Raw genomic sequence first — 15,579 nt, 5'->3', positions numbered from 1 at the left:
ACTTCATTTATGAACAGAAAAAGGTGACTCAATTTCTATCTCAGCTTAAACCAGCTTATAGAAATCGAGTCACCTTTTTTATTCAATACTAATTAGATTGGTTCTCACCTTGTATCGGTACTTGTCGTCCTGTTGTCACTCTTCTCTTTTGAGTAAAATAAAGGACAAAGGCAACAAAGTACCACGCTAATACAATCAACCACTCTGCAGGCCAAGCGAGTGACGAAGGCATGCCAGGAAGATAAATACTTATAAATAAAATACTAAGCACAACTGCAATAATACCTACAACTCTACCATTTCTAATACGATATGGTCTTTCTAAATCAGGTTGTGTCTTACGTAATTTTAAAAATGAAATTGCTACTAATAAATAACCTAATACGACACCAACACCTCCAGCGTTAACAATCCACGAAAGTGCCGGTCTTCCTAATAATGGCGCCACAAATGCAAGTATACCTAAAAATAAAATACCGTGTGTTGGCGTTTTGAATTTAGGATGAATATAAGCAAACCATTGCGGAATCATTTTATTTTTAGCCATAGCATACAAAATTCTACTACCGCCTATAATAAATGCATTCCAACTGGTAATTATGCCGGCGACGCCACCTAGTACGAGTAAAACGCCAAATCCACTATGCCCAAAAAGGTTTACCATTGCATCAGCTGTAGCTAAACTACTAGTGCCAAGGGCTTTAGGAGATAATCCCGTTGCGACACCAAAAACAATAAGTAAATAAAAAATCACAGAGGCAATAATCGAAAAGATTAAAATACCACCTATTTTTTTAGAAGGTGCTTTTACCTCTTCAGCAATCTGTGGAATAACATCAAATCCAACAAATAGGAAAGGAATCATCATCAACACGGACATTGTTCCACCTACTCCATGTTCAAATGGTTTTAAGTTACTGAAATTACCATTAAATCCAGCACCAAAAACGAGTAGCAAACCGACTGAAACAATAAATATTGTAAAGACTGTCTGCATTATTGCCGCAGGTTTAACACCAAAGTAATTTAATGACGTTAAAACAATACTACCCACAGAACCAATTAACACCCACGTTAAGTATACGTCCCATCCGGCAATATTCCACATAAAGCCATGATGTTGAAAAGGAACAACATAATCGATTACTGTTGGTAAAGCCACCGCTTCAAATGTAATCACTGATACATAGCCAAATAATACTGACCACCCAGAAATAAAAGCAATACCCGGTGAAAATGCTTTTTTTACAAAGACAAATCCCCCACCAGTTTCTGGAATTGCAGAAGCAAGCTCTGCATATGTAAGACCAATTACAATTACTAAAAATCCTCCTATTAAAAAGGCAACAATACTTCCTACGAAACCTGCTGTTGATACCCATTCACCCGATAATACGACCCATCCCCATCCAAGCATGGCGCCGATCGCAAGAAATAAGACATCAACAATATTCATTGATTTATCAAACTGTGATTTTTGTGATTTCATTGAACATACCCCATTACATTCTTCAAATTAAAATAATAATATTGTAAGGCCAGCACAGTAATACAACTTAACTACTATGCTTATAACCTTACCTTGATTTAATTATTATTCCTTAAATCTTCAACCCTTGTTTATATTTTAATTGACAGTACTCTATGCATGCATTCCTAAAGTTATTCTTGAATAGAAAGATATTTCGTTTCTAAATACGGTTCAATTCCTTCTATGCCACCTTCTCTACCATAACCGCTTTCTTTTAAACCACCAAACGGTGCATGGGCAGCAGATGGACCTCCATCGTTCCAACCAATAACACCATATTCTAATTCATTAAAGAGTTTCAGACCAGTACGATAGTCATTAGTAAAGAAATATGATGCTAAACCGAATTCTGTATCATTTGCTATTTGAATAACTTCATCTAAATCTTCATATATCATAACTGGCGCAACTGGTCCAAATGTTTCTTCATGCATGGCCTTCATATCCAAATTTGCGTTAGAAATAACTACTGGTTTCAAGAAATTTCCGCCCAACGATTGAATTTCTTCAATGCTACGCGATAATGCCCCACCTTTCTCTTGCGCATCAGTTATATGCGTTAATACTTTCTTAACAGCTTGTGCATCGATAAGTGGTCCTACTTTGACATCACTTTCTAAACCATTACCTACAGTCAGTGCATGCACTTTTTCTACTAATTTCTCTGTATAGGTCTCTGCGATATCTTGATGTACATAAATTCTATTGGCACATATACAAGTTTGACCCGCATTTCTAAATTTAGAAGCAATTGTTCCTTCCACAGCTGCGTCAACATCTGCATCTTTATGCACAATTAACGGTGCAAGTCCACCTAGTTCCATTGTTACATTCTTAACTTGTTGTGCAGATTGCTCTATCAATGTTTTACCCACTGCAGTTGATCCAGTAAATGTCACTTTACTGATAAGTTCATGTTCAGTAAATAAATCACCTGCGTCTTTACCAGATGCAATAATATAAGAAATCGCATCTTTAGGGAATCCAGCTTCATGGGCAAGTTCTACTAATTTAATTGTAGTTAATGGCGTTTTTACTGCTGGTTTACAAATAATGGTACAACCGGCTGCTAAGGCTGGTGCCATTTTTCGCGTAATCATAGCTGCCGGGAAATTCCACGGTGTAATTGCACCGACAACGCCTACTGGAAATTTATCTATAATAATTTTTTTAGACGAAGCGTTAGCCGGAATTGTGCGACCATAAACACGTTTTGCTTCTTCTGCATACCACTTCACATAAGAATTAGCATAAGTAACTTCACCTTTTGCTTCAGCAAGTGGTTTACCACCCTCTAATGTGATGAGACGTGCTAGTTCATCTTGATGTTCATCTATAAGTTCTGCCCATTTCAATAATTTAGCAGAACGTTCGTGAGCGTCTACTTTTTTCCATTGTTGAAATGCTTTATGTGCGCGTTCCACCTGTGCTTGAATATCTTCGTTACTTGTATAATCTAAGCGTTCAATGACTTCATTTGTAGCTGGATTAAATACTTCTAATTTTGTCATATTAAGGTCTCCTTTTTATTGATCAATTATAAAATGCTTATAATTACCATACCCTATATCAAAAAAGCATAAAGTGTAGATGTTTATGCGATACCTTCTTTAGAAATTACACTCTCAAACACATCTGTTAAAATTCGTAATCCTTCATTCAACTCATCATCTGTTATAACTAAAGGTGGTAAGAATCGAATAACATTACCTTTAATACCTGCAGATAACAATAACAAGCCTTTTTCATTGGCTAATTGTACAAGTTTACCTGTTAATGCTTTATCAGGTTCACCAGTTTCAGCATCAACCACTTCAAAAGCAACCATTGCACCTAATCGACGTATACTTGAGATTTGATTATATTTTTCACTCAATGATGTTAGATATGTTTCTAAGTTATAACCTAGTTGTTCTGCTTTACCATTTAAATCTTCTGTCTCTATAATTTCAATAACTTTAAGCGCAGCCTCACAAGCTAATGGATTTCCAGCATAAGTACCACCTAATTCTCCTGGTGCAGCACTATCAATGATTTCTGCTTTACCAACTACACCACTTAACGGAAAGCCGGCAGCTAATGATTTTGAGACTGTGATTAAATCTGGTTCAATATCAAAATGTTCTATAGCAAAAGTCTTGCCCGTTCTGGCAAAACCGCTTTGAATTTCATCAGCTACAAAGACAATACCATTATCTTCACAAATTTGTTTGACTGCTTTTACAAATTTAGAATCTGGGATAATGAACCCACCTTCACCTTGAACAGGTTCCATAACGATACAAGCCACATCACTTGGATCTACTGTTTCGATAAAGAAATCATGTAATTTATTGATAATCTGATCTGTATAAGCTTCATTTGATAATTCTTCAGATTTTTCAGAAATATTTGGGTAAGGCGCTTGATAAACTTCTGGTGCAAACGGACCGAAACCTAATTTGTAGGGCTTCACTTTACTTGTCATTGACATAGTTAAATTTGTTCTACCATGAAATCCTCTTACAAATGAAACGACCGCTTGTCTGCCAGTATATTTTCTTGCAATCTTCACAGCATTTTCTACGGCTTCAGCTCCAGAATTCAACAATATTGATTTTTTCTCAAAATTACCTGGCGTAATTTCTGTTAATTTTTGTGCTAAGTTAAGATAGCTTTCATACATAATGACATTGAATCCTGGATGTATAAATTTATCTAATTGTGTTTTTAAATGTTTCGTAATTTCAGGATGCGTATGCCCCACATTTAATGTTCCAATCGCACCGGCAAAATCAATAAATACATTGCCTTCGACATCTTTAATAGTTGCACTTTGCGCTTCATCAGCAACATGTAAATTTCCGTTTCCTACTCCACGAGCTACATATTTTTCACGTTGTTCTTTATAATAATTAAATTTATCTGACATTATGAAACCTCCTATGACTTAATACAAACATTATTTCATTTATTGTCTAAAAATTTAAAATATTATTGGTATTATGTAAAGTACCAGATTAGCTATTTATATGGTACCAGATGTAGCATTAATTACTTTTTTTAAGCGTTGAACTGCATCAGGTATTTGCTGTTGCTCAATTTTAGAGAAACCAATAATCAATATCTTACGTTCACTATTATTTTGAAGTGCTGTCACATTGAAGCGATTTATCGTATATAGTTCTAATTTATACTCTTTAGCGCGTGACTCAATTTCTTCATAAGAGTATGGTGAAACAACTTCAATAATAAAATGTAACCCTGCTTGCGTATCTTTAATATCAATATTTTCACCAAATATCATTTCTAATTGTTCAATTAGATATGCCCTCTTTTTGCCGTATATCTGATGCATTTTTTTTAGATGTTTTTCATAGTAGCCATCTTTAATCAGTAAATTCAATGTTAATGCATTTAATATTGAAAAATCTGGAATTGCGCTTTGATTTTGTGCTTCAAATTTTCCAACTAATTTTGTCGGTAATATCATATAACTAATACGTAACGCTGGCATTAATGTTTTAGAAAATGTGCCTAAGTATATTACACGTTCATTTTTATCAAAACTAAATAGAGATGGGATATTATCTGTTTCATATTTGAATTCACTATCGTAATCATCTTCGATAATATAGCTTTGTGTTTTACTTGCCCAATTCAATAAACTTATACGTCTAGATACAGGCATAATTGTCCCCATCGGAAATTGGTGTGAAGGGGTTACAATGATAGCATCAGGTTGAGCATTTTTAATGCCTTCTATAGAAATGCCTTTGTTATCTAATGAAATGGGAGCCATTTGCGTATGTGTTTGCTTTAATATATCCCTAAATCTAGAATAACCTGGATTTTCAACAGCTATCCTCACATTTTCAGACATCAGCTGTATCAATTTCATCAATAATGTATTGGTCCCTGAACCAATAATTATTTGTTCTGGATGACATTGGACACCTCTTTGATAAGAAACAAGTTTAGCAATAGATTGTCTTAGTTCTATAGGACCCTTTACATTAGGGATTGATGATAAATAATGATCATAGTCTTGAAAAACACGTTTGGTTAATTTTGTCCATATGTCTATTGGAAATTCAGATATATCAGTACTCATATGAGAAAATGAATAATCATAATTTATTTCTGCAGCACTTTCATATGAAGTGCGTAAATTTTGTGCATCTGGGTTAATGATTAATTTATCTAATGGCTCTACAAAATAGCCTTTCCGTTCTTCAGTGTAGATGTAACCTTCTGCTAGTAATTGTTCATATGCAGCTTTAACACTATTCACACTTACATTCATATGTTTTGCCATAGTTCTTTTAGAAGGTAATTTTTCATGACTTTCATATTTAGAAGCTAGCATATCAGACTTCAAATGATTATATAATTGTCTATAAATATATTGGTTTGTATCACGCTGCATAGGTACACCTCTCTATTATTCAATAAATAAATTATTATTAGCATTAACTATAGTAATTCATGATTTTATAAATTATATCATATAAAAAAGCAACGGTTATCCTTCTGATAACCGTTGCCTTAGTAGTATTTATTAAATTATAGGTAAGGGCTTATTCTTTAAAGTATTTCGATGTGAAATTACATATTAATGCGACGTATTTTGGCGAGACTCTTGAGGGAACAGGACAAACTGAAGACTACAGGCTGAAGATGTCCCCTAAGAAAGCGAGCCAACAATACGAAGTATTGAACAAAAAGAAGCACTCAGATGAATTGAATTAAATCATCTGAGTGCTATTTTTCTAAGATTCATGGCCTAATTTCTTCTCTACGTTCTAAGCCAACAGTTATCCTTCTGATAACCGTTGTCTTAAATTGTATTCATTATATCTTTCAGGTCACAATAATTCTCATTTATAATATAGGCGAAGCTAATTTTGCAATAGCTTGTTTAAATTTAATCCAATTAGAACGTTGATTATAACGCTCTTCTGTTAATTCTTGTGATACTTTCAAATCTTCAAAGAAAGCGTCTTTAAGTTTTTTAGTGATACGTTCATCATACATAAATGCATTTATTTCAAAGTTTAATTCAAAACTTCGAATATCCATGTTAGCTGAACCTACACTCGCAACTTCATCATCGATAAGCATCATCTTAGAATGAATGAATCCATTTTCATATGTGTAAACTTTAACACCATCCCGTATAAGCTGAGCCACACTTGAAATTGTAGCCCAATATACAAAAATATGATCCGGTTTGCAAGGTATAATCAAACGTACATCCACACCTGATTTAGCCGCAATACGCAAAGCATTAATATAACCTTTATCTGGAATAAAGTACGGACTATGCATATAAATAGATTTCTCAGCTTTCATAATCATCTTCATGTAACCAAATTCAATTTGATGCCAATTATCACTTGGTGCACTGAGTGCTAATTGCATGGATACATCGCCGCCTTGATCCGCATTTTCCGGGAAATATTTTTCATTATAATCTAATTGTTCACGCTTAGCTTGCGAGTTCCAATCATGAATAAAGCTTAGTTGTAATGCATCTACGCCATCACCTCTAACTCTTAAATGCGTATCTCTCCAATAACCAAATTTTTCATTTAATCCTAAATATTCATCTCCAATATTAAAGCCGCCGACATAACCAGTCATACCATCAATGACAACAATTTTACGATGGTTTCTATTATTCACTCTAAAGTTGATTAAAGGAATTTTGGCTTGAAAGAAAGCTTCAACTTGACCGCCCGCTTCTTGAAATGATTTAAATTTTGATTTGTGAACAGATTTTGAACCTACTGCATCATATAATAGCTTAACTTCTAACCCTTCTCTTGCTTTTTCTTCTAAAATATTAACAATTTCAGTGCCCAAACCATCTAACTCTAAAACATAATATTCCATATGAATATAGGACTTAGCACTACGCAAGTCTTGTTTCATTTGCGCAAATAAGTCATGACCATCAGTATAAATATCAACATTATTATCATTACTTAAGAATGACGGTTCTTTTGTTAATAACGTGGTTGCAATATCTTTATGCTTTCTTACAATTGGATTTTCAGAATCACTAATTTTATTTGTAGATGTTTTCAATTGAGCTTCTACACGTTTCATACCATCCTCTATTTGATTATGCGCAAAACCTCGCTCACGTTTCTTACGCACACCTCTACCAAAGAATATATAAATAAAGAAGCCTAATATAGGCATAACAAAGAGTAGGAACAACCATGCCCAAGTTGCTGTAGCATCTCTTCTATCTCTATCTAAAAATACAATTAGCAATGCTAATATAATGTTTACTACAAAGAAAAATGCTAAAACACCTCGATAGATTGGACTTACATTTGGATCAAAAATTAACTGCATAAACTCACCTCATTGTACTTTCGTTTATCGAAAGATTTATAAAACTATCAAAAAATTTACTAATTAAATTAAATGTTAAACATGTATAATACTAAAAATACAATGCTTATTAAAGCCAATTATATTGTAAAATCCCTAATTTTACCATTCTCTTTAACCTATTTTTATAACATGGTTTATGCTATTTCTGAAGCGTTTCTTCAATAGTACGATTACGACCGGCTTGGGAACCAAATAGCGTGATAATACATGCAGTTATTAACAAAATAGACAGTGAAGCCAACCATTCACCAGTAATGTCATGTAAAATTCCAAATAGTAATGGACCAATTGCAGCAAATAAATAACCGATAGATTGGGCCATACCTGACAATTTAGCAGCGGTTTGACTATGCTCTGTTCTCAAACTAAAGAAAGTGTTAACTAAACCGAATGCAATACCACCAGCCATACCAATAAGAATTGTCGATATAATTGCTAAATTGGGAATAAATATCATGATTACAACACCAGCTATAAAACATAGACCAGTAATAAAGGTCAATAAAAATTGGGATTTCATTTTTGTAGCAAAAATAGGCGTAATAAATGTAAATGGAATAATTGAAATTTGAAGTACTGATAGATAGGCGCCCGCTTCACTGATTGACATGCCACTTTGCGCAAGATATGCTGGCATCCAGTTTATAAGTGAGTAAAAGATAAGCGACTGTCCCCCCATTAATACAGTAATTTGCCATGATAACGGAGATTTCCACACATTAATACTTTCTCGAGGTATGGCAGTCGTCACCTCTTGCTTACCTTTTAATTGGAATGACCATAAGATAATTGTCAAAAGTGTCACTATACCAATAACGCTTATTGCAATATTATAGTTAAAGGCTTTCACTAATGGCGCTGTTCCATATGAAGATAGCCCCCCAAAGACGTTCATAACAACGGTGTAATACCCAGTCATAATACCAATATGTAGTGGGAACTTTGCTTTGATAACTGCTGGTGCGAGTACATTGCCAAACCCAATACCAATACCAATCAACACAGTCCCAATGTACAACCATGAAATACCTGTAACTGATCTGACAACAATACCTATTAATATTAACCATAAAGCTAGGAAGATTGTTTTCTCAAGTCCGAACCTATTACTCGTTCTGGCAGCAAATAATGAAATTACAGCAAAGGCTAATAAAGGTACTACCGTAACCACACTAACAGCACTATTGGATAACGCTAAATCTGCTTTTATATCAGGCAATGCCACACCTATAGAAGTTATAGGTGCTCGTAAATTTGCCCCAACTAATAAAATACCTATAAATAATAACCAATTAAATGGTTTTATTTTTCTATAATTTTCCATACTTTACCACCTTGATGGATTATTTTAAAATCAATACACTATATGGTACGATATGTACGTTATATTGTAAATAGGAGCGATGCATTTGTATAATATTCAGAATATAGTAGCCAAAAACATTGCTGACCATCGGAAGAAGCATCAACTCAGCTTAGAGAAAGTTGCAAATGTAACTGGTGTCAGCAAAAATATGCTAAGTCAAATTGAAAAAGGAAATTCCAATCCTACCATTACAACTCTTTGGAAAATTGCCAACGGACTTCATCTATCTTTATCGCAATTAACATCATTAAATAACGATGAAGTAGACTTTATCGATGAGTCTGACATCATTCCAATCATTGACGATAAAGTCTCTATCTATCCATATTTTCCATATGATGATAATAAGAAATTTGAAATGTTTAAAATGGTAATAGAGCCAGATGGAAAAATGAATTCAGCGCCACACCATGTTGGTTCTGAAGAATATATCATTGTAAACGAGGGTGTGCTTGAAATAGAAGTTGATTCTACAATATATACAATTAACCATCATCAAGCCTTTCGTTTTAACAGTGATGTACCACACTGTTATCGAAATCGTGGAAACGTAACTGCTGTTTTCACCTCTACTATGTATTATCAATAATCAATTATAAAGTCACTATGCTAGGAAACTACTTTATAAAACCACTTCCAAAAGTCCCACTGTCAAAATATTGAACAAGTGGGACTTTTTCTATGTCTATTAATTCATATATTCCTCATATTTAATTGCAAATTCTTACAACTGTTCTACCACTTATCAATTTCGCTTAACAAAATACAGCATCATGTTATTTTGATCATTTAAATTTAAAAAATTATGTAACATTGACACATTTAGAAATGTCGTATATATTGTACATGTAACATATATTTGACACAAAAGGTGGCGATATATTCACCATGAATAAAGTTAAGCATTATCGAAACGCCAAGCATATGTCTCAACTTACACTTTCAAGAACAGTTGAAGTATCAAGGCAAACAATCAATATGATTGAAAATAATAAATATAATCCATCATTAAATTTATGTATTAATATAGCGAAAGCTTTAGATGTTACACTCAACGATTTATTTTGGGAGGAGCATTCAAATGAATAGAAAAAATAAGTGGTTATATCAAAATTTTACCGGTTTAATGAGCAATCCAGATGAATACCAACAGTATGAAATAGATAAAACTCTAGCCAAACATAGTATTATCGGATTATATGTACTTATCGCACTCGTTTATTTATCTATTTTCTTCGACATTGAACGTGAGTTTTTATCTCCGTTCACTATTGGCGGCGCATTATTACTTATCATTTTAGGTTGTAGAATGTCTATGAGTAAATTTAGTGCTGATCCATTAGAAATAGAGGTGAAAGATCGAGAAGTTTACCATAAATTGCTACGAGAAACCCGTAATAAAAGGGTCATTTTCTTAATCATCGCAATAATCTATATGCTATTGACTACAGTAGTAATTGCGCCAATCCTTGCAGGTAATAGTTTAAACTTTTCTATATTAACAAAGTTTAGCACCTATATACCTTTAATTCTCATCATAATATTTACGGTTACTAAGGATTCTCGGATAAAATTGCTAGATGAAAGGAGTAAACATGATGAATAATGACAAAATTCTACGTTTAATTCCTAATTTTAGATTTACAGACGAATATGAACGTCAACAACTATTACATGATTATGCTAGGTTTTCTCCATGGATTTTTTATGGTGGGCTCATTGTCAGTGCGTCAGACTTTTTTATAACTAGCTATCTAAATCGCCTACCTTTATTAGGTTCAATAACTTTCATATTAGTATTAATCTATTCAATCATTTTAGTTGGTTCACTTCGTAAGAAAAAAGTGGACACTTTAGAGGTACATACCGAGGCGCAATATAAGACACAATTAAAAAAATTACATAAAAGTAGCATATTATTCGCAACTATAATGTTTATCATATTCAATCTAAGTAATTATTGGATACCATACATTACAGGTTCGAATTTACCACAGAGTTCAGATATCTTGAAATATCTATTTATTAATTTAATCATTGCTATTATATCAGGTCTTATTATCTATGGATTTGCTAAAATGAAGCTCATTAAAACTTATAAAGATAATGACTAGTTAACTCTTAATTACTATCACTACAAACTCATTTGTACCATTAAATAGATAGCACTGATTATAAGTAATGCCCACGTTCATTTAAGTAAACGTGGGCATTTATATCAATTTATTTATGATGATTTAGTGTAACTTAAGTCCCATCCAATATCATATTTATCAATGAGTTTGGCATACTTAGCTCCCCAAAACATGTCATCAAGCTCCATTTGTACTTCGCCGTCTGCCTTTAATTGGTTATAAGCACGTGTTAATGCTTCCTCACTATCAAACTCAAGTACAATATAAACATTACGATCTTGAAGCATAGAGTTATCATCTTTAGGAATATCGGACAACATAAACAACTGTCCATCTACTTCTAATTGGCTATGAATAATACGCTCAGGGTCATCAGCAACTTTTTCATTTGCTTCACCATACGTCATTACACCTTTAATTGTACCTTCTAATATTTCACTGTAAAATTGTAAGGCTTCTCTGCATGTGCCATTAAAAAACAAATACGGTGATACTGTTTTTAGCATTGTGACACTCCCTTTTAAATTTTATATCACTTTAACCCTACCCACCTTGTAACAACACTACTCACTATTCCAGTGAAATTAATACATCTTTCAGTCTTAAATTTTACTATTAAAATATATTGCAGTCATATAACTGTGAAATAAGACTAACTTATAAAAACTTTTCTATATAAAACGCTGATTCTTCAATTGATTTGTATTCTGTTTTAATAACTGTTGCGCTTAATTTTTCAAAAATCTCTTCAGCATATATTAATTCTTCTCTGATTCTTTCAATACTATTATAGTTTGTTGGGCCGTGTAGCCCCAACACTTTCACACGTTCATTACGTATGTTCAAAATATAATTAGGGCTTGCAGTTAAACCAAATACTTTTAAATCCTTATGCCTAAAAACTTCATCAGGTATATCAACTTCTGGTACCAGCGGTATATTTGCAATTTTGTAACCTTTATTCGCTAAATACATACTAAGTGGTGTCTTTGATGTTCTTGAAACACCAACAATGAGTGCATCGGCTTCCCCTATGTCAGTAAAATGCTTACCATCATCATATTTAACAGAGTATTCCATAGCTTCTATTCTTCTAAAATAATTTTCATCTAATTTACGTAAGGCTCCGCTTTCTAAAATAGGCGAACAATTTGTGCGTTGCTGAATAATGCCAATTAAGTCAGACATATAATCAACATATGGAATATCCGCTTCTTTTGCATATTGCTGACCAACCATATTAAATTCAGGATTCACTAATGTTGTTATTACAACTGCAGCACGTGCTTTAGCACTTTTCAATATATTAATAAGTTCTTCTTCACTTTTTATAAATGGAAATTTTTTTATTTCAATTTGTGATACATCAGGAAATTGAGTTAGTGTTGCATGTACCATGCGTTGCGCTGTTTCACCGATAGAATCTGAAATAACATATAATCTGAGTTGTGGTTCTACCAAGTCATTAAACACGTAATCGACCACCTTTAACCTCACTTTGTGCAGTCGATAACAATGCACCTGGAACTCTAAATGGTGAACATGAAACATAGTCAATATCAATTTGATTAAAGTAATGGATTGATTTATCGTCTCCACCTAACTCACCACAAACACCTATTTTAATCATAGGGTTAACAGCTTTAGCTTGTTGTGTAGCCATTTTAACAAGTTGTCCAACACCATCTTGATCTAATGTTTGGAATGGGTCATTTTCTAAAATACCTTGTTCTGAATATGAACCAATAAATTTACCAGCATCATCTCTAGAGAACCCGAAAGTTAATTGCGTTAAATCATTAGTACCAAAGCTAAAGAAATCACATACTTTCGCTAATTCACCGGCGATTAGGCAAGCCCTTGGTGTTTCAATCATTGTTCCAATTAAGTATTGAATTGTTTCTCCTGCCTCTTGTTGCAATTGTTCTATCTTTTCAACAATTTGAGCTTTTAAAATTGTAAACTCTGCTACTGTAGAAACTAAAGGAATCATGATTTCTGGTTGAGACTCAATACCTTGTGCTTTTAAGCGTAATGCACTTTTCACTATAGCTTCAGCTTGCATAACATACAATTCTGGATACGTAATAGCAAGGCGACAGCCTCTATGCCCCAACATTGGATTTACTTCGTCTAAACTCTCAATGTATTGTTCCAATTCTCTTGCAGACACATTCAACTGTTGAGCTACATTGTTTTTTTCTTCTAGCGAACTTGGTAAAAATTCGTGAAGTGGTGGATCTAACAATCTAATAATCGTCGGTCTTTGACCAGACAACTTTAATATTTCTTCAAAATCAGCCATTTGATATTGCTGAATTTTATTTAGTGCATTAATTCTTTTCTCTTGTGTATCTGATAAGATAAAGCGGCGCATTTCAATCAGGCGTTCAGGACCAAAGAACATGTGCTCTGTACGGACAAGACCTATGCCTTTAGCATTAAACTGGTAACCAGTTTGAATATCTTGAGGTGTTTCCGCATTCATTCTAACTTGTAATCTCGCTACATCTTCTGACCATGCCATAAACTGCTCAAACGCTTCACTGCGCTCTGCTTTCATCGTCGACACTTCGCCGTAATAAATATCACCTTTTGCGCCATCTACTGAAATAACATCACCTTCGTGTAACGTACCTTCTGAATAATTAACTACTTTATCTACGACATTAATTTCTATATCAGAACATCCTGTAACGCAACATTTCCCCATACCACGTGCTACAACGGCTGCATGCGAAGTCATACCACCATGTGTGGTAACGATTGCTTCACTTGCGATCATTCCTTCAATATCTTCTGGAGATGTTTCTGGTCTCATTAAGATAACTTTATTACCTTTCTCTGCTTGTTCTTTCGCACTTTCTGCTGAAAATACAATCTTACCACTCGCTGCTCCTGGACTTGCTGGCAAACCAATTTTAGAAATTGTAGTTGCTTGTTTAAGTGATTCCTCATCAAAATTAGGATGCAATAACTGATCAATAGATTTTACTTCGACATTCATTACTGCTTCTTCTTTGCTTATAACGCCCTCTTCAACCAAATCTACTGCAATGTATATGGCTGCATTAGCAGTACGCTTACCATTTCTTGTTTGCAGTAAATATAGCTGTCCATTTTCAATCGTAAACTCAATATCTTGCATATCTTTATAGTGAGTTTCAAGACGTTTAGAAACCTCTACAAACTGTTGATGTACCTGTGGCATTTGTTCCCTCAATGACTCGATATCTTTAGGTGTACGAATACCTGCAACAACATCTTCACCTTGTGCATTTAACAAATACTCTCCAAATAGCTTAGACTCTCCTGTAACTGGATTGCGTGTAAACGCGACTCCTGTCCCACTATTTTCTCCACTATTGCCAAATACCATTTCTTGAATATTTACAGCAGTTCCAATATCATGTGGTATTTCATTCAATTCACGATATATACGAGCACGGTCGTTATCCCATGATTTAAACACTGCTTCAATAGCTTCAGTTAATTGATCAATAGGCGTTTGTGGAAATGGCTTATAAACTTCTTCAATATATACTTCTTTAAAATGTTCGCAAATTACTTGTAGTCCTTCAGCTGGAATATCAGCATCATTTTGATAACCATGCTTTATTTTATATTGATTGAAATATGTATCAAATGATGCCATTGGAATACCATATACGACTTCGCCAAACATTTGTAATAGACGGCGATAACAATCATAAGCAAAACGAGCATCCTCAGTCTTTTCAGCTAGCTTTTTAACATTATCATCATTTAAACCTAAATTTAAAATTGTGTCCATCATTCCTGGCATAGAAATTTTAGCTCCACTTCTTACTGAAACTAATAATAAAGACGTGTCTGAAGAAAATGATTTTTGTGTACGTTCATAAAAAGCAGTTAGTTGTGAATTTAATTGATCTATGAGTATATCAGATAGCTGAGATCCATGCTCTAAATATTTGATACAAGCTTCCGTTGTTAATGTAAAACCATCGGGCACTGGTAAACCCAAGCGTTTCATTTCTGCTAAATTAGCACCCTTGCCTCCTAATAAATCTTTCATAGATTTTTGCCCTTCATCAAATGCATAAATATATTTCGTCATACTGAATCACCTCAAATAGTTATTATGTTATACTAATTGTGATTGAGTATGTCACATT

At 33.7% G+C, this 15,579-nt stretch carries 13 protein-coding genes; 4 read left to right on the top strand and 9 right to left on the bottom strand.

Annotated features, from left to right (window positions below; genetic code table 11):
• Positions 1 to 88: 88 nt before the first annotated feature.
• From BTM19_RS05380 to BTM19_RS05355, 6 genes are all read right to left on the bottom strand, one after another.
• Positions 89 to 1,489 (bottom strand): APC family permease, encoded by a 1,401-nt coding sequence (locus BTM19_RS05380; protein ID WP_038679217.1) that lies wholly within the window; start codon positions 1,487 to 1,489, stop codon positions 89 to 91.
• A gap of 173 nt (positions 1,490 to 1,662) precedes the next feature.
• On the bottom strand, positions 1,663 to 3,042 hold the full coding sequence (locus BTM19_RS05375; protein ID WP_038679218.1) for an NAD-dependent succinate-semialdehyde dehydrogenase: 1,380 nt from the start codon (positions 3,040 to 3,042) through the stop codon (positions 1,663 to 1,665).
• An 83-nt stretch (positions 3,043 to 3,125) separates the two neighbouring features.
• Positions 3,126 to 4,442, bottom strand: coding sequence for a 4-aminobutyrate--2-oxoglutarate transaminase (gene gabT / locus BTM19_RS05370; RefSeq protein ID WP_038679219.1), 1,317 nt, complete (start codon positions 4,440 to 4,442; stop codon positions 3,126 to 3,128).
• Between the two features lie 96 nt (positions 4,443 to 4,538).
• Positions 4,539 to 5,939 (bottom strand): MocR-like transcriptional regulator GabR, encoded by a 1,401-nt coding sequence (gene gabR, locus BTM19_RS05365; RefSeq protein WP_081225191.1) that lies wholly within the window; start codon positions 5,937 to 5,939, stop codon positions 4,539 to 4,541.
• Between the two features lie 455 nt (positions 5,940 to 6,394).
• On the bottom strand, positions 6,395 to 7,879 hold the full coding sequence (gene cls / locus BTM19_RS05360) for a cardiolipin synthase (RefSeq protein WP_029378073.1): 1,485 nt from the start codon (positions 7,877 to 7,879) through the stop codon (positions 6,395 to 6,397).
• A gap of 181 nt (positions 7,880 to 8,060) precedes the next feature.
• Positions 8,061 to 9,245: a CynX/NimT family MFS transporter gene (locus BTM19_RS05355; RefSeq protein WP_058625919.1), complete on the bottom strand. Its 1,185-nt coding sequence runs from the start codon at positions 9,243 to 9,245 to the stop codon at positions 8,061 to 8,063.
• An 85-nt stretch (positions 9,246 to 9,330) separates the two neighbouring features.
• Between BTM19_RS05355 and BTM19_RS05350 the strand changes: the two genes are divergently transcribed.
• The 4 genes from BTM19_RS05350 to BTM19_RS05335 all read left to right on the top strand — a co-directional run bounded on the left by BTM19_RS05350 (position 9,331) and on the right by BTM19_RS05335 (position 11,401).
• Complete coding sequence (locus tag BTM19_RS05350; RefSeq protein ID WP_029378071.1) at positions 9,331 to 9,876, top strand: helix-turn-helix domain-containing protein; 546 nt, start codon at positions 9,331 to 9,333, stop codon at positions 9,874 to 9,876.
• Positions 9,877 to 10,175: 299 nt separating this feature from the next.
• The gene (locus tag BTM19_RS05345) at positions 10,176 to 10,376 is read left to right on the top strand and encodes a helix-turn-helix transcriptional regulator (protein ID WP_029378070.1); all 201 of its coding nucleotides are present in this window, start codon (positions 10,176 to 10,178) and stop codon (positions 10,374 to 10,376) included.
• On the top strand, positions 10,369 to 10,893 hold the full coding sequence (locus tag BTM19_RS05340; RefSeq protein ID WP_099265776.1) for a hypothetical protein: 525 nt from the start codon (positions 10,369 to 10,371) through the stop codon (positions 10,891 to 10,893). The genes BTM19_RS05345 and BTM19_RS05340 overlap by 8 nt, the downstream gene beginning before the upstream one ends.
• The gene (locus BTM19_RS05335) at positions 10,886 to 11,401 is read left to right on the top strand and encodes a hypothetical protein (protein WP_029378068.1); all 516 of its coding nucleotides are present in this window, start codon (positions 10,886 to 10,888) and stop codon (positions 11,399 to 11,401) included. Before BTM19_RS05340 ends, BTM19_RS05335 begins: the two co-directional genes overlap by 8 nt.
• Before the next feature lie 113 nt (positions 11,402 to 11,514).
• Here BTM19_RS05335 and BTM19_RS05330 read toward each other — a convergent pair whose 3' ends face one another.
• The 3 genes from BTM19_RS05330 to ppdK all read right to left on the bottom strand — a co-directional run bounded on the left by BTM19_RS05330 (position 11,515) and on the right by ppdK (position 15,521).
• Complete coding sequence (locus BTM19_RS05330) at positions 11,515 to 11,928, bottom strand: VOC family protein (RefSeq protein WP_029378067.1); 414 nt, start codon at positions 11,926 to 11,928, stop codon at positions 11,515 to 11,517.
• A 151-nt stretch (positions 11,929 to 12,079) separates the two neighbouring features.
• Positions 12,080 to 12,895 (bottom strand): pyruvate, water dikinase regulatory protein, encoded by an 816-nt coding sequence (locus BTM19_RS05325; protein ID WP_099265775.1) that lies wholly within the window; start codon positions 12,893 to 12,895, stop codon positions 12,080 to 12,082.
• Complete coding sequence (gene ppdK / locus BTM19_RS05320; RefSeq protein ID WP_038679222.1) at positions 12,888 to 15,521, bottom strand: pyruvate, phosphate dikinase; 2,634 nt, start codon at positions 15,519 to 15,521, stop codon at positions 12,888 to 12,890. The genes BTM19_RS05325 and ppdK overlap by 8 nt, the downstream gene beginning before the upstream one ends.
• Positions 15,522 to 15,579: the final 58 nt, after the last annotated feature.

The organism is Staphylococcus xylosus (assembly GCF_002732165.1).
Classification (GTDB): domain Bacteria; phylum Bacillota; class Bacilli; order Staphylococcales; family Staphylococcaceae; genus Staphylococcus; species Staphylococcus xylosus.
This window is presented reverse-complemented; position numbering and strand designations above follow the sequence as displayed.

Bases quoted from the DNA above. Each gene is read 5' to 3' on its own strand.
- BTM19_RS05345 (WP_029378070.1), top strand. From the start codon at position 10,176: ATGAATAAAGTTAAGCATTATCGAAACGCCAAGCATATGTCTCAACTT.
- cls (WP_029378073.1), bottom strand. From the start codon at position 7,879: ATGCAGTTAATTTTTGATCCAAATGTAAGTCCAATCTATCGAGGTGTT.
- gabR (WP_081225191.1), bottom strand. From the start codon at position 5,939: ATGCAGCGTGATACAAACCAATATATTTATAGACAATTATATAATCAT.
- BTM19_RS05375 (WP_038679218.1), bottom strand. From the start codon at position 3,042: ATGACAAAATTAGAAGTATTTAATCCAGCTACAAATGAAGTCATTGAA.
- BTM19_RS05340 (WP_099265776.1), top strand. From the start codon at position 10,369: ATGAATAGAAAAAATAAGTGGTTATATCAAAATTTTACCGGTTTAATG.
- BTM19_RS05330 (WP_029378067.1), bottom strand. From the start codon at position 11,928: ATGCTAAAAACAGTATCACCGTATTTGTTTTTTAATGGCACATGCAGA.
- BTM19_RS05380 (WP_038679217.1), bottom strand. From the start codon at position 1,489: ATGAAATCACAAAAATCACAGTTTGATAAATCAATGAATATTGTTGAT.
- ppdK (WP_038679222.1), bottom strand. From the start codon at position 15,521: ATGACGAAATATATTTATGCATTTGATGAAGGGCAAAAATCTATGAAA.
- BTM19_RS05355 (WP_058625919.1), bottom strand. From the start codon at position 9,245: ATGGAAAATTATAGAAAAATAAAACCATTTAATTGGTTATTATTTATA.
- gabT (WP_038679219.1), bottom strand. From the start codon at position 4,442: ATGTCAGATAAATTTAATTATTATAAAGAACAACGTGAAAAATATGTA.
- BTM19_RS05335 (WP_029378068.1), top strand. From the start codon at position 10,886: ATGAATAATGACAAAATTCTACGTTTAATTCCTAATTTTAGATTTACA.